22 protein-coding genes are annotated in these 18,927 nt (G+C 61.2%); 15 read left to right on the top strand and 7 right to left on the bottom strand.

The genetic code is table 11. The features are described 5' to 3' along the window. Positions 1–17: 17 nt before the first annotated feature. Entirely contained in the window at positions 18–371 is a 354-nt protein-coding gene (gene rpoZ / locus Q1A63_RS19915) for a DNA-directed RNA polymerase subunit omega (protein ID WP_298974826.1), read from the bottom strand. A gap of 71 nt (positions 372–442) precedes the next feature. After that, positions 443–1,018, bottom strand: a complete 576-nt coding sequence (gene folK, locus Q1A63_RS19910; protein WP_298974825.1) for a 2-amino-4-hydroxy-6-hydroxymethyldihydropteridine diphosphokinase — start codon at positions 1,016–1,018, stop codon at positions 443–445. A 132-nt stretch (positions 1,019–1,150) separates the two neighbouring features. On the opposite strand from folK, the gene Q1A63_RS19905 reads away from it, so the two are divergent. From Q1A63_RS19905 to Q1A63_RS19865, 9 genes are all read left to right on the top strand, one after another. After that, complete coding sequence (locus tag Q1A63_RS19905) at positions 1,151–1,708, top strand: NYN domain-containing protein (protein ID WP_298974824.1); 558 nt, start codon at positions 1,151–1,153, stop codon at positions 1,706–1,708. A gap of 114 nt (positions 1,709–1,822) precedes the next feature. Next, positions 1,823–2,773, top strand: a complete 951-nt coding sequence (gene ispH, locus Q1A63_RS19900; protein ID WP_298974823.1) for a 4-hydroxy-3-methylbut-2-enyl diphosphate reductase — start codon at positions 1,823–1,825, stop codon at positions 2,771–2,773. Beyond that, on the top strand, positions 2,770–3,384 hold the full coding sequence (locus Q1A63_RS19895; RefSeq protein WP_298974822.1) for a LysE family translocator: 615 nt from the start codon (positions 2,770–2,772) through the stop codon (positions 3,382–3,384). Before ispH ends, Q1A63_RS19895 begins: the two co-directional genes overlap by 4 nt. Further along, entirely contained in the window at positions 3,381–3,530 is a 150-nt protein-coding gene (locus Q1A63_RS19890; protein ID WP_298974820.1) for a hypothetical protein, read from the top strand. The genes Q1A63_RS19895 and Q1A63_RS19890 overlap by 4 nt, the downstream gene beginning before the upstream one ends. Beyond that, positions 3,527–3,976 carry a DUF3429 domain-containing protein gene (locus Q1A63_RS19885; RefSeq protein WP_298974816.1) on the top strand — a complete coding sequence of 150 codons (450 nt, stop codon included), beginning with the start codon at positions 3,527–3,529 and terminating at the stop codon, positions 3,974–3,976. The genes Q1A63_RS19890 and Q1A63_RS19885 overlap by 4 nt, the downstream gene beginning before the upstream one ends. Continuing rightward, positions 3,976–4,569: a class I SAM-dependent methyltransferase gene (locus Q1A63_RS19880; RefSeq protein ID WP_298974814.1), complete on the top strand. Its 594-nt coding sequence runs from the start codon at positions 3,976–3,978 to the stop codon at positions 4,567–4,569. The genes Q1A63_RS19885 and Q1A63_RS19880 overlap by 1 nt, the downstream gene beginning before the upstream one ends. Further along, positions 4,562–5,026: a ribonuclease HI gene (rnhA, locus tag Q1A63_RS19875; RefSeq protein ID WP_298974812.1), complete on the top strand. Its 465-nt coding sequence runs from the start codon at positions 4,562–4,564 to the stop codon at positions 5,024–5,026. The genes Q1A63_RS19880 and rnhA overlap by 8 nt, the downstream gene beginning before the upstream one ends. After that, on the top strand, positions 5,019–5,420 hold the full coding sequence (locus Q1A63_RS19870) for an NUDIX domain-containing protein (protein WP_298974811.1): 402 nt from the start codon (positions 5,019–5,021) through the stop codon (positions 5,418–5,420). The genes rnhA and Q1A63_RS19870 overlap by 8 nt, the downstream gene beginning before the upstream one ends. Beyond that, positions 5,417–6,040, top strand: a complete 624-nt coding sequence (locus Q1A63_RS19865) for a trimeric intracellular cation channel family protein (protein WP_298974810.1) — start codon at positions 5,417–5,419, stop codon at positions 6,038–6,040. The genes Q1A63_RS19870 and Q1A63_RS19865 overlap by 4 nt, the downstream gene beginning before the upstream one ends. On the opposite strand, the gene Q1A63_RS19860 is transcribed toward Q1A63_RS19865, so the two are convergent. From Q1A63_RS19860 to Q1A63_RS19850, 3 genes are read right to left on the bottom strand one after another with little or no spacing between them, the layout of a single operon-like run. Continuing rightward, complete coding sequence (locus Q1A63_RS19860; protein ID WP_298974808.1) at positions 6,037–7,059, bottom strand: substrate-binding domain-containing protein; 1,023 nt, start codon at positions 7,057–7,059, stop codon at positions 6,037–6,039. The two genes, Q1A63_RS19865 and Q1A63_RS19860, sit on opposite strands and share 4 nt — an antisense overlap. Then, positions 7,029–8,366, bottom strand: coding sequence for a sensor histidine kinase (locus tag Q1A63_RS19855; protein ID WP_298974807.1), 1,338 nt, complete (start codon positions 8,364–8,366; stop codon positions 7,029–7,031). The genes Q1A63_RS19860 and Q1A63_RS19855 overlap by 31 nt, the downstream gene beginning before the upstream one ends. Before the next feature lie 41 nt (positions 8,367–8,407). Next, the gene (locus Q1A63_RS19850) at positions 8,408–9,076 is read right to left on the bottom strand and encodes a response regulator transcription factor (RefSeq protein ID WP_298974806.1); all 669 of its coding nucleotides are present in this window, start codon (positions 9,074–9,076) and stop codon (positions 8,408–8,410) included. Between the two features lie 103 nt (positions 9,077–9,179). Between Q1A63_RS19850 and Q1A63_RS19845 the strand changes: the two genes are divergently transcribed. From Q1A63_RS19845 to Q1A63_RS19825, 5 genes are read left to right on the top strand one after another with little or no spacing between them, the layout of a single operon-like run. Beyond that, positions 9,180–10,148: a tripartite tricarboxylate transporter substrate-binding protein gene (locus tag Q1A63_RS19845; protein ID WP_298974805.1), complete on the top strand. Its 969-nt coding sequence runs from the start codon at positions 9,180–9,182 to the stop codon at positions 10,146–10,148. After that, positions 10,148–10,585, top strand: coding sequence for a tripartite tricarboxylate transporter TctB family protein (locus tag Q1A63_RS19840; protein WP_298974804.1), 438 nt, complete (start codon positions 10,148–10,150; stop codon positions 10,583–10,585). The genes Q1A63_RS19845 and Q1A63_RS19840 overlap by 1 nt, the downstream gene beginning before the upstream one ends. Position 10,586: 1 nt before the next feature. Then, positions 10,587–12,092, top strand: a complete 1,506-nt coding sequence (locus Q1A63_RS19835) for a tripartite tricarboxylate transporter permease (protein WP_299632405.1) — start codon at positions 10,587–10,589, stop codon at positions 12,090–12,092. Then, complete coding sequence (locus Q1A63_RS19830; RefSeq protein WP_299632404.1) at positions 12,092–13,447, top strand: acyclic terpene utilization AtuA family protein; 1,356 nt, start codon at positions 12,092–12,094, stop codon at positions 13,445–13,447. Before Q1A63_RS19835 ends, Q1A63_RS19830 begins: the two co-directional genes overlap by 1 nt. Further along, complete coding sequence (locus Q1A63_RS19825) at positions 13,440–13,739, top strand: DUF4387 family protein (RefSeq protein WP_298974801.1); 300 nt, start codon at positions 13,440–13,442, stop codon at positions 13,737–13,739. The genes Q1A63_RS19830 and Q1A63_RS19825 overlap by 8 nt, the downstream gene beginning before the upstream one ends. A 46-nt stretch (positions 13,740–13,785) precedes the next feature. Here the strand turns inward: Q1A63_RS19825 and Q1A63_RS19820 are convergent, their stop codons facing one another. Continuing rightward, on the bottom strand, positions 13,786–16,206 hold the full coding sequence (locus tag Q1A63_RS19820; protein WP_299632403.1) for an FAD-dependent oxidoreductase: 2,421 nt from the start codon (positions 16,204–16,206) through the stop codon (positions 13,786–13,788). Positions 16,207–16,393: 187 nt separating this feature from the next. Between Q1A63_RS19820 and Q1A63_RS19815 the strand changes: the two genes are divergently transcribed. Further along, positions 16,394–17,920, top strand: a complete 1,527-nt coding sequence (locus Q1A63_RS19815; RefSeq protein WP_298974799.1) for a trimethylamine methyltransferase family protein — start codon at positions 16,394–16,396, stop codon at positions 17,918–17,920. On the opposite strand, the gene Q1A63_RS19810 is transcribed toward Q1A63_RS19815, so the two are convergent. Next, entirely contained in the window at positions 17,904–18,884 is a 981-nt protein-coding gene (locus tag Q1A63_RS19810) for a LysR family transcriptional regulator (protein ID WP_298974798.1), read from the bottom strand. The two genes, Q1A63_RS19815 and Q1A63_RS19810, sit on opposite strands and share 17 nt — an antisense overlap. Positions 18,885–18,927 lie beyond the last annotated feature (43 nt).

Raw genomic sequence — 18,927 nt, 5'->3', positions numbered from 1 at the left:
GGGCGGGGAAGCTGGTGTCAGCTTTGCCCTTGCGCTGCCATCAGCTGCCGTAAAAGCATCTCTTCGGACATACTGTCCTCTTCGGGCTTGTCCTGCTCTGCCCCCATCAGCAACGCCATTGCGTCCTCTTCGGGCTCATCCACCTCAATCTGATTCTGGTTGCTCTCGATCAGGCGCTCGCGCAGCTCGTCGGCGCTTTGCGTCTCGTCCGCGATCTCACGCAGCGACACAACCGGGTTCTTGTCGTTGTCGCGGTTCACGGTGATCGCTGCACCGGCAGAGATTTCGCGCGCACGATGTGCCGCAAGCATGACCAGTTCAAACCGGTTGGGTACTTTATCGACGCAATCTTCAACGGTGACGCGGGCCATGGAACACTCCATAAATCGGGGATTTGTCAGAAGTGCGGTATTTAGGCCCCTTTTTCGAGATTTACAAGCGCCTATTCAAGGGCAACGACCTCTTCTTTCACCGCATCCGGCAGCGCTGCAAGCATCTGATCCACCGACAGGCCAAGCGCCGGGTGCACCCAATCGGGTGCGACGTCTGCCAGCGGCACCAGAACAAAGGCACGCTCCTGCACGCGGGGATGCGGCAGGATCAATGTATCCGGTGCTTGGGTCATTTGCTGGCTCAGGGGCAGATCGCGCCAGGCCAGATGCGTTTCGGCATCCGGCATCACATAATCACCCAGCGCGATGAGGTCGAGGTCCAGCGTTCTGGGTCCCCATCTCGTTTTGCGGGTGCGTCCCATCCCCTCCTCGAGCTGATGAAGTTTTTTTATCACTTTTTCGGGAGGGTCATCGGTCTCCACCGCGACCACTGCATTGACGAAATCCGACCCGCTGCCTGGGGGGAAAGCAGGGGTCCGATAGAGCCTGCTAACCCCGCGAATCACTTGGAAAAATTCAACCAGTGCTAGAATAGCTTTTTCGATGGTTTCCCTAGGGTCACCCTGCGCCGAAGGGCTATTTGACCCTAGGGCAACCAGCCCGATTGACCGGATTTGTGGCAGCATTTCGCCTGTTTTCGTGCTCAGTAACTCTTGCGGCACCAATAAAAACCCCTATTTTCAACGTGTCAGCTCGCTGCTTATTAAGTCATGTCGTTTTTTTAAACGCTAGCGTCTGGCCAATCGGAAGGACAACAAATGTTTTATAAGGACGAACGGCTAGCGCTGTTCATCGACGGTTCGAATCTCTACGCGGCAGCCAAGTCTCTTGGCTTTGATATCGACTACAAACTGCTGCGCCAAGAATTCATGCGTCGAGGCAAGCTCTTGCGGGCGTTCTACTACACCGCGCTGCTGGAGAATGACGAGTATTCTCCGATCCGTCCGCTGGTGGACTGGCTGAACTACAACGGCTTCACGATGGTGACCAAACCGGCCAAGGAATATACCGACAGCATGGGTCGCCGGAAGGTGAAGGGCAACATGGACATTGAACTGGCCGTGGATGCGATGGAGCTGGCACCGCGGGTGGATCACATTGTGCTGTTCTCCGGAGATGGCGATTTCCGGCCGTTGGTGGAAAGCCTGCAGCGGTCCGGCGTGCGCGTTTCGGTGGTCTCGACCATCCGCAGCCAGCCGCCAATGATTTCCGATGACCTGCGGCGTCAGGCTGACAATTTCATCGAGCTCGACGAGCTCAAGGATGTGATCGGTCGCCCGCCCCGTGAATTCCCGGAAGCGGCTGCAAACGGCTGAGGCCGGGGAGGATTGCGCCGTGATTGCCCGACAAGTTGGGCACGCGGCGACACGACACTCTGGACGCTGACAAAGCAAAGCCTTACCTCTGGAGATATGAACCGGAGCTAAGCCATGACAAAACCGCCGCTGACCCTGTATCTTGCCGCCCCGCGCGGTTTTTGCGCGGGCGTGGACCGCGCCATCAAGATCGTTGAGATGGCGCTGGAAAAGTGGGGCGCGCCCGTCTACGTCCGCCACGAGATCGTACACAATAAATTCGTCGTCGACGGGTTGCGTGACAAGGGCGCGGTCTTTGTCGAAGAACTCGATGACTGCCCCGATGACCGTCCGGTAATTTTCTCCGCCCATGGGGTGCCCAAGGCGGTGCCCGCCGCCGCCGCCAAGCGTGAGATGGTCTATGTCGATGCCACCTGCCCGCTGGTGAGCAAAGTGCATATCGAGGCGCAGCGCCATTCCGACAACGGCTTGCAGATGATCATGATCGGCCACGCGGGTCACCCCGAAACCGTGGGGACCATGGGGCAATTGCCCGAAGGCGAGGTGCTGCTGGTCGAGACCCCCGCCGATGTGGCCACCGTCGCGGTCCGCGACCCGGAGCGGCTGGCCTATGTCACCCAGACGACCCTGAGCGTCGATGACACGGCGGATGTGGTGGCCGCCCTGCAAGCCCGGTTCCCCGCCATCGTTGGCCCGCACAAGGAAGACATCTGTTACGCAACCACCAACCGGCAGGAGGCCGTGAAGGCGATGGCGCCAAAATGCGACGCGATGCTGGTCGTCGGCGCGCCCAATTCCTCAAACTCCAAGCGATTGGTCGAGGTGGGCGCGCGCGCGGGCTGCAAATATGCGCAGCTGGTGCAACGGGCGACCGATATCGATTGGCGGGCGCTGGAGGGCATCCGCAGCATCGGCATCACCGCCGGGGCCTCGGCACCGGAAGTGTTGATCAACGAGGTGATGGATGCGTTTTCCGAGCATTACGACGTGACGCGCGAGTTGGTGGAGACTGCCGTTGAAAACGTCCAATTCAAAGTCCCACGCGTTCTGAGGGAGCCCGCATGATCTCGCTGCAATTTCTGGTGACGGCGATTGTCGTCGTGCTCGCCCCCGGCACCGGGGTCATCTACACGCTGGCTTTGGGTCTGGGACAGGGGCGCATCGCTGCGTTCTGGGCCGCTTTGGGCTGCACCTTCGGGATCGTGCCGCATGTGGCGGCGGCGACGCTGGGGCTGGCAGCGGTGCTGCATACCTCCGCCGTGCTCTTTACAGTCGTGAAGTTTGCAGGTGTCGCATATCTTTTGTATCTGGCGTGGCAATCGCTGCGCTCGGGGGGCGCTTTGGCCATCTCCGCGGACCGCAAGGTGGAGAACGGCTGGCGCATCGCCCGGCGCGGCGCGCTGATCAATATCCTGAACCCGAAGCTGTCGATCTTCTTCCTCGCGCTGCTGCCGCCTTTCCTGTCAGGCAACCCGGCTACGGCAACGCTGGAAATGACAGTGCTGGGCGGCATTTTCATGGCACTGACCTTCGCAGTCTTCGTGCTCTACGGCCTCTTTGCCGCGCAGGCCCGCGCCTGGCTCCTGGGCTCGGAAGCTGTCATGCGCTGGCTCAACCGCTCCTTTGCCGCCATCTTCGCTGCCCTCGCGGGGCGTCTTGCACTTGAACGTGCATGAGCAATGGGATGACGGGCAAAGCGATCATCTCACCGGCGGCATGCGTCAAGGACATCGACGCCTTAAAACACCGATCCGCTGACCTGATCGACAGGCTGGCGACAACGTGCGCGCACCACATCACCGCATCGGTGCCGGGTCTGTGACGCGCATCCCCACCGCACCTCTGATTCTGGGGCTGGCGGGGCTGATCCCTTTTGTCTGGGGCGCGGCCACCACGCTCAATGGCACACTGGCCGATTGGGGCATCTCCGCTCTCGGGCCGCGCTTCATCGGCCCCTACGTACAACTCTTTTACGGCTCGGTGATCCTGTCGTTCATGTCGGGCGTGCTCTGGGGCTTTGCCACAAAAACCAGCGGCAGCAAGGCCGCGATGGGCTATGTGCTGTCCGTCATCCCCGCGCTCTGGGCGTTTTTCATGACTGGCGGCGGACCGGTCTCGGCGGGGACCAACCTGATCTTCGGGTTTCTGGGGCTGCTGGTGCTGGATTATGCCTTCTGGCAGTGGGGCCTGACGCCGCGGTGGTGGATGTCGCTGCGCCTTCTTCTCACGACAATCGCGGTGATCTGTTTGGGCGTGGGGGTGATCTGATGAGCGACCCCGAAACCCTGAAGGTCTATGGTGCCAAGGCGCAGGACTATGACCAGATGACCGATGATTTCAACAAGACCGATCACAGGTTGCGCACCTTCGTGGCGGCCCTGCCCCAGGGCGCGCATGTGCTGGATCTGGGTTGCGGCCCCGGGGCATCGGCGGCGCTGATGGCGGATCACGGCTTGCAGGTCACGGCCATGGACCCTGTGCCCGAAATGATCGCGCTGGCCAGACGCCACCCGCATGTCGATGCGCGCTTGGCAGGTTTCGATGATCTGAGCGGTACAGATGTCTACGATGGCATCTGGGCGAATTTCTCCCTGCTGCACGCCGCGCGCGCCGAGATGCCGCGCCACCTGGCCGCCATCGCGCAAGCCCTGAAACCCGGCGGGCGGTTCCACATCGGCGTGAAAACCGGCACCGGCAGCAAGCGCGATCCCATCGGGCGGCTTTACACCTATTACACCGACGCCGAACTGACCGGATTGCTGAAGAATGCTGGGTTGTTCGTCACCGCGCGGGAGACCGGTGTGACAACCGGCCTTGACGGGGTAGAGGCCCCCTATATATGCCTCGCGGCTCATGGCTGAGCTTTTCGCATATACGGACGGCGCCTGTTCCGGCAATCCCGGCCCCGGCGGCTGGGGGGCCTTGCTGCGCGCGATGGACGGCGAGACCGTGGTCAAGGAGCGCGAGCTGAAGGGCGGCGAGCCCGAAACCACCAACAATCGGATGGAACTGCTGGCCGCGATCCACGCGCTGGAATCGCTCAACCGTCGCAGCACGATCACCATCGTGACCGACAGCAATTACGTCAAAAACGGGATCACCTCCTGGATTCACGGCTGGAAGAAAAACGGCTGGAAGAATGCGGCGAAAAAGCCCGTGGCCAATGCGGAGCTGTGGCAGCGGCTGGATGCGGCAAATGCGGCCCATGATGTGACATGGAAGTGGGTCAAAGGCCACGCGGGCCATCCGGAAAATGAGCGCGCCGATGAGTTGGCGCGTGCAGGCATGGCTCCCTTCAAGAAGGCTGGCAATGCGTGAGGTCGCCTGCCCGGTCGCGCTGCACCTTGACGGGGTGCCGCGCCGGATCGCCGGTTTTGAGCACCCGCAGGCCGGTCTGCAATTGGTGAAAGGTGGCATTAAGCCAGGGGAGCGGCCCGAACAGGCCGCTGCACGGGAGCTCTACGAGGAAAGCGGGCTGGAGACACGCGCGGCGATCCATCTGGGTCAGAGCACAGAGATCGCTGCAGACAGCCGCTGGCATTTCAGCCTTTGCCGTCTGGCGGGGCCACTGCGTGAGCAATGGCAGCACCGCTGCGCAGATGACGGCGGGCATCTCTTCCGCTTTTTCTGGATCGACCTTGATGCGCCTCTCCCCGAAGGTTTCGCCACACCGTTCCAGCGCGCCTTTGACTGGATCAGAGGCAGCCTATGAACCTGATTGCGCTGCTGGATTATGCCTCCGTCTTTATCTTTGCGCTGACGGGAGCGTTGGTAGCGAGCCGCCAGCAGCTCGACATCGTGGGCTTTGCCTTTGTCGCCTGCCTCACGGCAGTGGGCGGCGGCACGGTGCGCGACGTGCTCCTGGACCGTAATCCGATCTTCTGGATCGCGCAGCCCAGCTATATCGGCGTGGCCTGTGCGGCGGCGTTGCTGGTCTTCCTGACCGCGCATCTCTTTGAAAGCAGGCTGAAAACGCTGATCTGGCTGGATAGTTTCGCGCTCGCCGTGGCCGTGCCTGCGGGCACAGGCGTGGCGCTGTCACTGGGCCAGCCGGTGCTGGTGGTGGTGCTGATGGGCACGATCACCGGCTGCATGGGCGGGCTCTTGCGTGACGTGGTGCTGGACGATGTGCCGCTGGTGCTGAAACAGGGCGAGCTTTACGTGACGGCGGCCTTTGCCGGGGCGACGGTTGCGGCCTTCACACGGCCTTATTTCCCGGATGCGCTGGTGCCACTGATGCTTTGTGCAGGTGCAACATGGGCACTGCGCGCAGGCTCGCTGGCGTTTGGCTGGCGGCTACCGGTCTACAAAAGCCGCCCGCCGCGTAGCTAGTCCTGCTTGATCGAGCTGACCCAACTGCGCAAGAAAGTATCGCGCCGCATCCGGTCCAGAAACACCAAGAGCCCCGGCCCGAGGCGGATTGGGCGGATGACCCCCTTGTCCTCTCCGGAGGCGGAGACCACGGGGGGCAGGCCCGTCTGCGCCACCAGCTCAGGCCGCAGCCGCATGTTGGCGAGGAAATCGATCATCAACCCTGCGGCCTCGGGCGCCTTTGCCGTTTGGGGGATCAGCGCGGTGCGCAGCATGACGGAAACAAAGTCATCCATTTCGACCACCAGCACACCGGGGGTATCGGCCAGCCGCGCCCGCGCGTAGCTGCCCAACACGTTGTAGGCCAGCAGGAGCCGGCCCGAGGCCACCGCATCGATCATGTCGCTGGAGCAGCAAAAAAGCTGTGTGTTGAGCCGCCCCATCACTTCCGTCATGCGCCAGAAGCTTTCGGTATTGCGCGAATCCTGCGTGGCAAAGAGATACCCCGCCCCAGACACACGCACGTCATATGTGCCGATGCGCCCGTCGAAAGCCTCCGGATGGTCGCGCAGGAGCGCAATCAGCCCTTCGCGGTTTGTGGGCACCGCCAGGGCCTCGAAGGCGGCGGCGTTCAGCACCAAAACCGCAGGTTCCTGCGTGAAGGCAAAGATTTGGTCACGCCATTTCGCCCAGGGCGGCAACAGCGCCGTCGCATCGGAGCTATAGGTCTGCGCCAGCCCGTCATTGGCCAGTTTTGTCTGCAAATCCATCGCCGAGGAGATTGCCAGATCGTATTCCGCGCCCTCGTCGTAGAGCGCGATCATGACCTGCGCGGAACTCGCCACGTCATAGGTGATCGACACAGCATGCCGGGCCTGAAACGCGTGGATGATGGGCTCGAACACATCCACATCGGCTGTGGACAGGATGCGCAGATGGCCAGGGCCGGTGCCGGGGTAGCTGCGGCTTTCCTCAAGCTCGAAGGCCAGGGCCAGCGAGGCCGCGACGCTCAGTAAGAGGGCAAGACAAGCGAGACGCATGCGCCACCTCCTTCCGGGTTAGCGCCGATTTCCAGCGCGCCGCCATGGGCCTGTGCGACGTCGCGCACGATGGTCAGGCCAAGGCCCGAGCCAATCACGTCATCAACATTGGTGCCGCGCGAAAAGCGATCCGGCAGGCGGGCGATGTCTTCGGCGGCAAAGCCCCGGCCCTGATCGCAGACCTGCAACCGGCAGGGGGGGCCGGGCACGAGCCGCACAGTGATTTCCGTATCCGCGGGCGAATATTTGATGGCGTTGTCGAGGATGTTGCGGACCGCATTCTGCAGCAGGATCGGATCCCCCTGCACGCGCAGAGCCTCTTGTGGCAGGTCCAGCGTGATCGCGATGTCCTTAAGATCGGCAGTGGGCGACAGGCGGCTGATCGCGTCGCGCAACAGGTCGCCCGGATCAATCTCTTCGGTCTCCAGCTGGTCGGAGCGCAGAGTGACCATTGCGTGATCGAGAAGTTGGCCTGCAGAGCGGGAGCTTTCATCCACCGCACGGATCATCTGGCGCAGGGCCTGCCGGTTGTGGGGCTTTTCCATCTGCAAATGCATCACCTCGGCCTGCGTGCGCACCGTGGCCAGCGGCGTGCGGACCCGGTGCGCCGCCTCGACGATCAGATCTTCGGAGCGGGTAAGCGCTGCACTCAGCCGCGCGATGAAGCCGTTGAGCCCTCCCACCAGCGGCGCCAGTTCGGTCGGCGTTTCAGCGGTCACGGGGCGCAGGTCCTTGGGCCCGCGGCGCGCCACCGCCTCGGCCAGACGGCTGAGCGGAGAGAGCGCATTTTGCGCAGCCAGCGTGCTGAGTGCCGTGGCGGTGAGAAAGAAGGCCACGCCAATGGCCGTGGCTGTGGTGGTAATCCGCGAGGAGATCGCCGCGAGCCCCAGCCGGGTCTGAGCCACCACCACCTGCACCCGGCGCGGCTGGTTCGCGACACTGAGCGCACGGCTCACCACCACGGCGCGGAAGGTGTCATCGCGGTAGCCATAGGTGGCAAAGAGTGGCTGGTTCCGGGATCTTCGGCCTTCGGGCACGGGCAGGTCGTCATACCCAGTCAGCGTCTCACCGTTCACGATCACGCGGTAGAACACCCTGTCCTCGCTGACCGTGCCCAGCATCGACAGCGCCGAATAGGGGATTTCGACCCGCACCACGCCCGCATCAGTGTAAACCGCATCGGCAATGGAGGTGGCGGAGGCGGCAAGGATGTTGTCCTGCGTGGCCTCCGTCGCGCCCTCGGCCACCACCCGCAGGGAGAAGAAGAACGCGACCGACAGAAGCGCCGCGACCAGCGCCAGCTGCACAACCAGACGCCTTCGTATGGAAACAGGGGGACCTGCCCTACTCATTCGCGTTTCACCATGCGGTAGCCCAGCCCGCGCACCGTTTCGATATGCGCCTGCGTCTCACCCAGTTTGCGACGGAGCCGACCGACATAAACTTCGATCGCGTTCTCCGAGACGTCATCAGAGAAGGAAAACAGACGGTCCATCAGGTGAGATTTGGAGAAAATCTGCCCCGGCGCGGCAAAGAAAACCTCCAACAACCGCATCTCGCGATTCCGCAATCGCTCGGAACGCCCCCCTGTCGTGATCGTGCCCGCATTCGAATCGAATATGAGCCCTGCGAATTCCTTTTTATTGTCCGCCGAGCCCCCCAGACGCCGCATCACGGCCCGCGCGCGGGCCTCAAGCTCGGCAAAATCAAAAGGTTTCGTGATGTAATCATCGGCCCCAAGGTCGAGCAACCCGACCCGATCAGACACCTCCGAGCGCGCCGTCAACACGATCACCGGCGTTGGGTCATCCTGCGCCCGATGACGGCGCAGAAATTCACGCCCGTCGCCGTCGGGCAGCATAATATCCAGCAAAATCATATCGTAAGCGACGGTGCGTGTTGCCAGCTCCGCATCACCAAGACAGGTCGCGTGGTCGACCACGTGACCCTCCACGGCAAAACGACCGGTCAATGCGCGGGCCAGATCGGCGTTATCCTCCACCAGTAAAAATCTCATATGCGGCGTATGTTCTTCCTACGTGACAGGTTGGTGTCAGGTTCCTACAGTCCTGTGACCACATGAAACGGGTGGAGACCCGTGTGTCAAATGGGAGGAACCAATGACAAAACGCTTTTTCAAGGCGCTCATGACGGGTGCCGTGCTTTCCGTGGGTGTGACCGGTGGCGCATACGCCGCAGAATGCATCGCGCCCGCGAACCCCGGCGGCGGCTGGGATTTCACCTGCCGCCAGATCGGCAAGATCATGTATGACATCGGTGTGGTCGACCAGCCGGTGCAGGTCACCAACATGGCCGGTGCCGGTGGCGGTCTGGCCTACAATCATGTCGTGGCTGAGCGCGGATCAGACGAAGACCTGATCGTTGCCGCCTCTACAGCAACTTCGACCCGCTTGGCGCAAAACGCCTACGCGGGCATGACCGCGGACCAGGTGCGTTTTGTCGGCGCCATCGGCGCGGACCCGGGCGTGATCGTCGTGGCCGCAGACAGCCCATACCAGTCGCTGAACGATCTGGTGGATGCGATCAAGGCCGACCCAGGGTCTGTTGCTTTTGCGGGCGGCTCGGCCGTGGGCGGATTTGACCATATCAAACCGCTGATGATCCTGCAGCGAGCGGGCTTCACCGACATCAAGAAGGTGAAATACATTGGCGTTGACGGTGGTGCGGACGCTATCACCCAGACGGTGGGTGGCTTTACCCAAGCCATGACCGGCGACATGTCCGAGGTTGTGGGTTTTCTGAAAGCGGGCGAAGTACGCGTCATCGCGGTTCTGACTGAAGAACGTATCCCGGGTTTCGAGGATATCCCTACGGCCAAGGAGCAGGGGCTTGACGTGGTTGCGGTGAACTGGCGCGGGCTCTACGTGCCCAAGGACATCCCGGACGCCAAATTCGACGAATGGGCCGGCAAGCTGCAACAGGTGGCGGACAGCGACGAGTGGAAAGAAGCCATGGTCGCCAACGGTCTGGCCCCCTTCACCAAAGTGGGCGGCGATTTCCAGTCGTATGTTGATGGCCTCGTCGCCGAAATCAACACCATGTCCAAAGAGCTGGGGGTCATCCAGTAATGGCAAGTGACCGGATTTTCGGTCTGGTCACGCTCTTTGTGGCGCTCGGGTATATCGCGAGCGCCACGCAGATCCAGACCAGCTTTCTGACCGACCCCGTGGGCCCCAAGGCCTTTCCGATGCTGATCGGCGCGGTTGCGGCGCTTTGTTCGCTGGTCATGATCGTCAAACCCGATCCCGATCCCGATTGGCCCATGCTACGCACCTGGGGTGCGCTGGCCATCGCCGTCATTGTGCTGATCATCTATGCCTACGCCCTGAAACCGCTGGGTTTTGTGATCCCAACCGTCTTTGCGGCGGGCATCCTCAGCTATCAGATTTCGCCACGCATGGTTCCGGCCGCCCTGTCGGGCGCGGGCCTGTCCATAGGGCTCTTTCTGCTCTTCAAATACGCACTGGGGCTGAGCCTCGTGGGCTTCCCGAAAGGCTGGTTCTGATATGGAAATGCTGGCAAATCTCAGCCTGGGCTTTTCCGTGGCGCTCTCCCCCTTCACCCTTGCGCTTGCTGTGGCAGGTTGTTTTCTGGGCACGATCATCGGCGCACTGCCGGGGCTTGGCCCGTCCAATGGGGTGGCAATCCTGATACCGCTGACCTTCACCATGGGACTGGATGCGACCTCTGCGCTCGTGCTGATGACGGCTGTTTACTACGGCGCGATGTACGGCGGGCGGATCTCCTCCATCCTGCTGAACATCCCCGGCGATGAACCCGCACTGATGACGACGCTTGATGGCTATCCGATGGCCAAACAGGGCCGTGCGGGGGACGCATTGGTGCTCTCCGGCGTCGCCTCTTTCGTCGGCGCGTTTCTGGCTACAATCGGGTTGATGCTGCTGGCGCCCATGTTGGCGCGGGTGGCCTACCTCTTTGGCCCTGCGGAGTATTTCGCGCTGTATTTGCTGGCTTTCTGCACGCTCGGCGGCATGGCCTCGAACAATCAGGCCAAGGCGGCGCTGGCCTCCTGTATCGGTCTGGGCATTGCCATGATCGGGGTGGACAGTTCCTCCGGGCTGCCGCGTCTGACGGGCGGCAATCTGCACCTCTATGACGGTATCGACTTCCTGGTGGCGATCGTCGGGCTCTTCGCGATTGCCGAAGTGTTTTTCTTCATCGAAAGCCACGGCAAAGGCTCCTCCATCGGTGTGAAACTCGACAAGGTCCGCATCCCCTGGAAAGACATCATGGCCACCAAATGGACCATGTTGCGTGCGTCTTTCGTGGGCTTCATCGCGGGTATCCTGCCGGGCGCGGGGGCCTCCCTGGGCTCATTCCTCGCCTATATGTCGGAAAAATCCATTGCCGGTGAAAAGGGCGGCTTTGGCACCGGTGTGGCCAAGGGTGTTGCGGCGCCCGAAGCGGGTAATAATTCCGCGGCAGGCGGCGCGCTGGTCCCGATGCTGACGCTGGGCGTGCCGGGATCGGGCACCACGGCGGTGTTGCTGGCGTTGCTGATGACGCTCAACATCACGCCCGGCCCCACGCTCTTTACCGAGCGGCCTGAAGTGGTCTGGGGCCTGATCGCCTCGCTGCTCATCGCCAATGTGGTTTTGCTGCTGATGAATGTGCCGATGGTGAAGATTTTCGTGAAAATCCTGATGGTGCCCGCCTGGGTGCTGCTGCCGGGCGTCACGATGATCTCCTTCGTGGGCATCTATTCCCTGTCAGGCAGCTATTTTGACCTGCTGTTGATGGTCGGTTTCGGGGTGCTCGGCTATATCCTGCGCAAACTCGAGATCCCGACCGTGCCGGTCATCCTCGGCATCCTGCTGGGCGGCAACATGGAGGACGCGCTGCGCCGTGCGATGGTGCTGTCGGATGGGGACGCGATGTTCCTCTTCTCCACACCCATCGCCATCGGCCTCTGGATCGCCGCGATTGCGGGCTTTGTGGCACCGATGTTCCTGCGAGGGGTTCTGAAAAAACCACAAGCGGTCACAGACTGATGGTCCGGGTTCTGGTTCCATCCGGCGCTCTGGGCCTGAACTATGACGCAGAGGCTTTGCAGCGTGGGATTGCTGCAAAGCCGGACATCATCGCCATTGATGGCGGCTCCACTGACAGCGGCCCCTCTTATCTCGGGCGCGGCGTGTCAAAATACGCCCGCGCCTCGACCAAGCTGGAATGGGCGGGCCTGATGGCCGCACGGGCGGAGGCTGGCGTGCCCCTGGTCATCGGCACGGCGGGGACCTGCGGCGCAGACAGCGCAGTGGACTGGATGCTCGACATCACGCGCGAGATTGCGCAGGATCAAGGCACCCCGCTGAAAGTGGCCGTGCTGCGCTCCTCCCAGGACCCCGACCGCATCGCGCAAAGCTTCGAGGGAGGCGAGATCACACCGCTGGCAGGGGCGCCGGAGATCACCTCCGAGACCATCCGCGCCTGTTCAAATATCGTGGCGCTGGCAGGGGCGGAGCAGATTGCCGCAGCGCTTGAAACCGGCGCGGATGTGATCATCGCCGGGCGCACCACCGACACTGCGATCATCGCCGCCCTGCCCCTGATGCACGACTGCCACGCAGGCGCGGCATGGCACGGGGCCAAGATCGGCGAATGCGGCGCACTTTGCGCCACCAACCCGCAATCGGGCGTCATCATGATCGATTTCGACGCCACCGGGTTTACCGTGACACCGCTCGCCGACGGCGCCCATGCAAGCCCGCACACGGTGTCGGCGCATATGCTCTATGAGAATTCTGACCCCTTCATTCTCTATGAGCCCGGCGGCCATCTGGACGTGACGGTCGCCACTTATACGGCGCTGGATGAGACCTCCGTCCGGGTTGAGGGCTCCGCCTGGCTCCCATCGGATCGGTACACTGTGAAGCTCGAAGGGGCGCGGCCCGCCGGCGCACGCACCGTCGTCATGGCGCTGCTGCGTGATCCGCATTATGTGGCGCAGGCCTCGGTTTGGGCCGATGATATTGTCGCAAAGTGCTCTGCAAAGGTGTTGCAGCGCATGGATATCACCGCAGCAGACTTCAGCCTGGAAATCCGCTTGATGGGCCATTCCGCGAGCTTCGGCGCGCTGGAAACCAGGACAGCCGACCCGGTCGAGATCGGCGTGATCGGCATCATCACCGCGCCGACGGAAGCGCAGGCCGCCGAAATTGGTAAGCTGCTGAACCCCTATCTCCTGCACCACCCGCTGACGCAGGAAGAGGAACAGCCAACCTTTGCTTTCCTATTCTCACCCCCGGAGATGCATCAGGGTGTGATCTATGAATTCGCGCTCAACCACGTGTTGCATCTGACCGATCCGATGGAGGCGTTTCAACTGGAGGTCATTGATCTTGCCTGAACTTCGCAGCCTTGTCACCAAAGTGCGCAGCAAAAACGCCGGGCCGTTCTGGCTGACAATTGACATTTTCTGCGGCTCAAATGATGCCTACAAACAAGTTTGCTCCGGGCTAGGCACATCGCATGTCGCTGGAGTTTTCAAGGCCGACACGCAGACAATCAAGCGCTTTGACATTCCTGATCTGAACGTCGTCAAATTCTCTTTGCCGCGTCCGACCGTTCAAGGTGCCATTGGGGATCGAGACATGCACGGCGCGTCATGGGCCGCCCTTATTGGTGAGCTGGTCATTTAAGTCGTTTCAAACCATACGGAGACGTATGCATTTGCTATAATCGTCCTCACGCCTTAACCCTCGTATTTTCGGGGTCGTATAGCGGGGTAAGCTCAATTTCGGCTGGGCAAAGAATACCTAGGATATCCACCTGCAATTCTTTTGGATTATCGAGGATATCGGCATCCACAAAGGCAAGCACCAGATTTGCGCCAACCCGATGCCCCCAGTCGCCTGAGGTGACGGTGCCAACCACCTTGCCATATTGCATCGCGGACGCACCGCCCGGGGCTGGAGCATGGTTTGCGGCGACCCTCAAAGTGACCAATTTTTTGCGCGGCCCGCTAATCTGACGCTTCAAAAGCGCATCACGCCCGACAAAATCGCCCTTATTCACATCGACAAAGCGCTGCAGGCCTGTCTCGAAAGGATCGAACTCTGTCAGGATATCGCTCTTCCAATGAAGATACCCTTTTTCCATCCGCATTGAGTCAACGGCCCTGCTGCCAAAGAGTTTCAGGCCATGTGCTTCACCAGCCTGGCGCAAGGCCAGATAGGCGGCGTATAGCTGGGCGTTGGGGACGTGGATTTCATAGGCCAGTTCACCGGAAAAGCTAACGGACATGACCCACGCGGGCGCGATACCGACAAAAGCTTCACGCACCGACAGCCAGGGAAAAGCCGTCTTTGACCAATCGCCGCGCGAGACAGACTGCAGGACCTCTCGCGCTTTTGGCCCCGCGAGCACAAGGATGGTCCAGTCATTGGTAAGGGACCGGATGTACACATCCTCATCGTCCCGCACATGCGCCTGTAACCAGTCGAGATCATGAAATTCCGATGCGGCGGCGGAGCCGTACCATACGCTATCGTTTGGCAAGTTGGCGATTGTGGCTTCTGCCTTTAATCGCCCATGTTCATTCAACAAGTACCCCAGCCCCACTTTGCCGGGTTTTCGTGGCACACGACCGCAAATCATCCGATCCAGGAAATCATGAACGTCACGCCCAGTCAGTTCGATCCGATTGAATCCATTCACTTCGGTCAGCCCCACGGCGTTCTGCACCGCGGCGACCTCGGATGCGATCACGTCAAAGGCTTCGTTGAACCGATAGCTGTGGGTCTCGGTAAACTCCGGCGACGGCTTGATATACTCGATGCGCTCCCAGCCATTGACCACACCAAATGCGGCACCCTCGGCGGCCAGGACGGGCGTTAAAGGGGTCGTTTTCATCGGTCGCCCGGCAGGGCGGTGTTCGTGTGGGAAGTGAAAGCGGAACTCGTTCTGATAATCCTCGATCGCTTTAAGCGCGGTCAGTTCGACATTCGCATGCGCGGTGAATCGTCGGGGATCGATCACCCATGTGTCATAGCAGGCTTCACCATGCACGATCTGCTGCGCGAGAAGCCAACCATGGCCACCGCCCTCGCCCAGACCGGCCCGCAGCCCGATGATACAAAAAGCATTGCGTTTGCCCGGAATCGGCCCCACCAAAGGGGCGCCGTCGATTGTATAGGTTATCGGACCATTCACGACTGTATGGATTCCGGTTTCCAACAGCGTCGGCATCCGCGCGAAGGCACCTTCGAGCACGTCCGTCACACGGTCCAGATCGTCGGGGCAGAGCGCATTCACGAAGTTGGGGTCGATCCCATCCATGCCCCAGGTTTTGCAATCCTGTTCGTAAAACCCAACCAGCAGGCCATGCTTTTCCTGCCTGCAATAATAATCGCTGATCGGACACCTCAGCAGCGGCATGCGGTGGCCCGCGTCGCGTATGGCGGGGATTTCTTCGGTCAGAAAATACTGGTGTTCCATCGACATCACCGGGTGGTGCACCCCCATCATCGCACCGACCTCGTTCACCCGGTAGCCGCAGGCATTGACGACAACCTCGCAGGCAATGTCGCCTTTTTCGGTATGGACGACCCAACTGTCATCCGGCTTTTGCGTCAACCCGATGACGGGCGTGTTGCGGTAAACTTCCGCCCCCGCCTTGCGCGCGCGCCGCGCCAGCGCCTGACAGAGCTGCGCCGGGTCGATATCTCCATCCAGCGGATCCCAGAGCCCCCCCAACAGATTCTCCGTTGAAATCAGCGGATGCCGGCGCGCGCATTCCGCGGCATCGATGACTTCGAATTCAACATCCATACCGCGGGCCATCGAGGCAAAGTGTCGATAGCCGTCCATCTGCGCTTCGGTGTTAGCCAGACGAATGCCGCCGTCTGCGTGGTGGTAGTTGATCGGATAGTCAGGATCGTCGGCAAGTTCCTTGTAGAGTGCGATGGAGTGGCTTTTCAGGCCCACCATCGTCTGCGTCATTCCGAAATTCGTCACCTGAGCCGCGGAGTGCCAGGTTGTGCCGCTGGTCAATTCATTCCGCTCGACCAGAACCACGTCCGTCCAGCCCTCTTGCGTCAGATGATAGAGGGTCGAGCATCCCGCGATCCCCCCGCCAATCACTACGGCCTTGCATTGTGTCTTCATCGAACGCTCCCACAGATTTCGCGAACCCAAACGTGCCGAGGCCATTGAGGTCAAGCAAAGCGGCACATATTCGAAAAAATAAGATATGCTATTTCAAATTTTCGCCAGAAGATAGAATTTGGTTGCCTGAGCGCGTGTAAACTGCACCGATCATCTGATCCGCCTGGGAAACCCGATACGCATCGCAATGGACACCCAAAACTCCCGCCTCCGTCGATCCGGCCGCAAACACCGCATCGCAAAGCGCACGGCAAAACCCGCCGTGAACCCTGCGGCGCCGGGCCAGTCGGGTGGTCGCTACGCGCCCCTGACAGCAACCGAACTCACAGCCATCTATGATACAAGCCTGCGCCTGCTCGCCGAGCTTGGCATGGGCGACGTGCCAAAACGATTGCAGGAAGATCTGTTGGCCGTCGGCGCAGAGGTGGCGGGCGACGGTCGCATCACGCTGCCGCGCAGCTTGACGGAGGAGGCCATCGCACAGGCGGCGCGCCGTTTCATTCTACACGGGCGCGACCCGGACCGCTCCATCGAGGTGGGTGGCGACAGGGTCTACTTCGGGACAGGCGGTGCAGCGGTTCAGACGCTCGATATCGAAACGCGCCTTTACCGACCGTCGACGTTGCAGGACCTGCATGACTTTACACGTCTTCAGGATACATTAACCAACGTCAGTTGGTTCACCCGCTGCTGCATCGCCACGGATGTACCGGATACCTTCGATCTGGATGTCAACACCGCCTATGCCCTGATGCGGCACACCACCAAGCCGGTCGCGACCGCCTTTACGCTGGCCGAACACGTTGCACCGATTGTGCAGATGTTTGACATCGCGGCCGGTGGTGAGGGTGCCTTTGCCAAGCGACCTTTCGTCAAGGCACATATCAGCCCGGTGATTTCACCCATGCGATTTGGCGCAGACGCGGTCGATGTGGTCTACGAATGCATCCGCCACAATATCCCCGTCTCCTGCATCACGGCGGCGCAATCGGGTGCAACGGCCCCCGCCACGTTGGCCGGTTTTCTGGCGCAATCGCTGGCGGAGACGCTGGCGAGCCTGGTGATGGTGCATGCGATCCAGCCTGGGTTTCCGATGATCTTTTCCAATTGGCCATTGGTGATTGATCTGCGCACGGGGGCCTTTGCCGGGGGCGGTGGCGAAATCGCAGTTTTGAACGCAGCCTCGGCGCAATTGTCCAACTGGTTGGGTTTACCCTCTGGTGTTGCGGCCTCGATGACCGATGCCAAGGCGATCGACGCGCAATATGGCGCGGAAAAGGGGATGACATCGCTCGCAGCAGCCCTCGCGGGTGGCAATCTCATCTATGAAAGCTCGGGCATGACGGCCTCATTGCTGGGCGCGAGCTTCGAAGCCTTCGTCCTCGACGATGAAATGCATTCGGCGACCTATCGCGCGTTGCGGGGCATAGAGGTGACCGAAGAGAACCTGGGCTTTGAAGCGATTTGCGACGCGGTGCTGGGCGACGGTCACTTCCTGGGAGCCCAGCACACCTATGCTGCGATGGAGCGGGACTATTTCTATCCGCAACTTGCCGACCGCGATCAACCCGTCACATGGCTTGAAAACGGTGCGCAGGATGCCTGGTATCGCGCCAATGCGCGGGCCAGGACCATTTTGCAAGACCATCACCCGGACTACCTGACACCCGATCAGGATGCGGATATCCGACGCATTTTCAAGATACTGGCGTAATGCGCGGCAAGAGCCGAAACTGTTCGCGCAGCCAGGGATAGTCGGCAATCAACGGGTCAATGGCACGCGCTTCGATCAGTCGCCGCAACGTGACATCGATCAATTCAAGCACATCCATCGAGTACCCTTTTGCGAGGTAAATCGACAGAGTGCGGCCAAAGTCGCTGCCGGGAAACGGCAGCAGGGAAACCTGCCGGTGAAACCTGCGACCGCGCAGATAGTTGGTGGGCGTTGTAATCGTCCATCCCGCACCATCCGCGACGAGCCCTAGCAGCGATTGGTTGCTCTCGAACTCGAACCGTTGCGGCAGCTGCACGCGCATGCGTTGCAACTGCGTCTCGATCCGGGTGCTCATGATCTGCCGGTGGCTGTAACGCAAAAAAGGTAGGCCGGTGGTGTTTTCCAGATAGGCCTCAGCGGGGTGGGCCAACCCACGCGGTACCACAAGCACAAAGGGGTCGCGCAGCAATGGAAAGCTGGTGATGTCATCCACGCCAAAGGTTGGCTCGGTCCCGACACCCACGTCTATGTCGCGTGCCTTGACGAGCGAGATGACCTCGTGGCTGGGCCGCGTAAGATGCTCGAATGTGCACCGGGGCAGCGCCACCGCCAGATGCCGGGCCAATTCGGGAGAGATTTCGCTGTCGAAATCCTCCACCATCGCCATGCGCAATTGCCGGGTGGTGCCAAGCGCGCCTGACAGTGTTTCCGTCGCTCCCTGCTCCAACGCGCTCAGCGCCGCAAGGACCCGCGGCAGAAAGGTTTCCCCTTCGGTCGTCAGGGTCAGGGGGCGGCGCTGGTGGTCAAAGAGGGCCACACCCATCAGTTCTTCAAGCTTGCGCAGATGATGTGACGCCGTGCTCGACGAAAGACCGGTTTCCTGCGCTGCCCGGCTCACGGAGCCATGCTCCGCTGTGCGAGAGAAAACGGCCAAAGCCGTCAGGTTCATCTGGGAAATCTTCATCAGCCGCCTTGCCTCGGGTGGCATGCGCCACAGTCTCTGGTCC

The organism is uncultured Roseobacter sp. (assembly GCF_947499265.1).
Lineage (GTDB): Bacteria > Pseudomonadota > Alphaproteobacteria > Rhodobacterales > Rhodobacteraceae > Roseobacter.
The sequence above is the reverse complement of the archived record's forward strand: the minus strand, read 5'-3'. Positions and strand labels throughout refer to the sequence as shown.

Coding starts and splice junctions, on each gene's coding strand:
- rpoZ (WP_298974826.1), bottom strand. CDS start 371: ATGGCCCGCGTCACCGTTGAAGATTGCGTCGATAAAGTACCCAACCGG.
- folK (WP_298974825.1), bottom strand. CDS start 1,018: ATGCTGCCACAAATCCGGTCAATCGGGCTGGTTGCCCTAGGGTCAAAT.
- Q1A63_RS19905 (WP_298974824.1), top strand. CDS start 1,151: ATGTTTTATAAGGACGAACGGCTAGCGCTGTTCATCGACGGTTCGAAT.
- ispH (WP_298974823.1), top strand. CDS start 1,823: ATGACAAAACCGCCGCTGACCCTGTATCTTGCCGCCCCGCGCGGTTTT.
- Q1A63_RS19895 (WP_298974822.1), top strand. CDS start 2,770: ATGATCTCGCTGCAATTTCTGGTGACGGCGATTGTCGTCGTGCTCGCC.
- Q1A63_RS19890 (WP_298974820.1), top strand. CDS start 3,381: ATGAGCAATGGGATGACGGGCAAAGCGATCATCTCACCGGCGGCATGC.
- Q1A63_RS19880 (WP_298974814.1), top strand. CDS start 3,976: ATGAGCGACCCCGAAACCCTGAAGGTCTATGGTGCCAAGGCGCAGGAC.
- rnhA (WP_298974812.1), top strand. CDS start 4,562: ATGGCTGAGCTTTTCGCATATACGGACGGCGCCTGTTCCGGCAATCCC.
- Q1A63_RS19870 (WP_298974811.1), top strand. CDS start 5,019: ATGCGTGAGGTCGCCTGCCCGGTCGCGCTGCACCTTGACGGGGTGCCG.
- Q1A63_RS19865 (WP_298974810.1), top strand. CDS start 5,417: ATGAACCTGATTGCGCTGCTGGATTATGCCTCCGTCTTTATCTTTGCG.
- Q1A63_RS19860 (WP_298974808.1), bottom strand. CDS start 7,059: ATGCGTCTCGCTTGTCTTGCCCTCTTACTGAGCGTCGCGGCCTCGCTG.
- Q1A63_RS19850 (WP_298974806.1), bottom strand. CDS start 9,076: ATGAGATTTTTACTGGTGGAGGATAACGCCGATCTGGCCCGCGCATTG.
- Q1A63_RS19845 (WP_298974805.1), top strand. CDS start 9,180: ATGACAAAACGCTTTTTCAAGGCGCTCATGACGGGTGCCGTGCTTTCC.
- Q1A63_RS19840 (WP_298974804.1), top strand. CDS start 10,148: ATGGCAAGTGACCGGATTTTCGGTCTGGTCACGCTCTTTGTGGCGCTC.
- Q1A63_RS19835 (WP_299632405.1), top strand. CDS start 10,587: ATGGAAATGCTGGCAAATCTCAGCCTGGGCTTTTCCGTGGCGCTCTCC.
- Q1A63_RS19830 (WP_299632404.1), top strand. CDS start 12,092: ATGGTCCGGGTTCTGGTTCCATCCGGCGCTCTGGGCCTGAACTATGAC.
- Q1A63_RS19820 (WP_299632403.1), bottom strand. CDS start 16,206: ATGAAGACACAATGCAAGGCCGTAGTGATTGGCGGGGGGATCGCGGGA.
- Q1A63_RS19815 (WP_298974799.1), top strand. CDS start 16,394: ATGGACACCCAAAACTCCCGCCTCCGTCGATCCGGCCGCAAACACCGC.
- Q1A63_RS19810 (WP_298974798.1), bottom strand. CDS start 18,884: ATGAAGATTTCCCAGATGAACCTGACGGCTTTGGCCGTTTTCTCTCGC.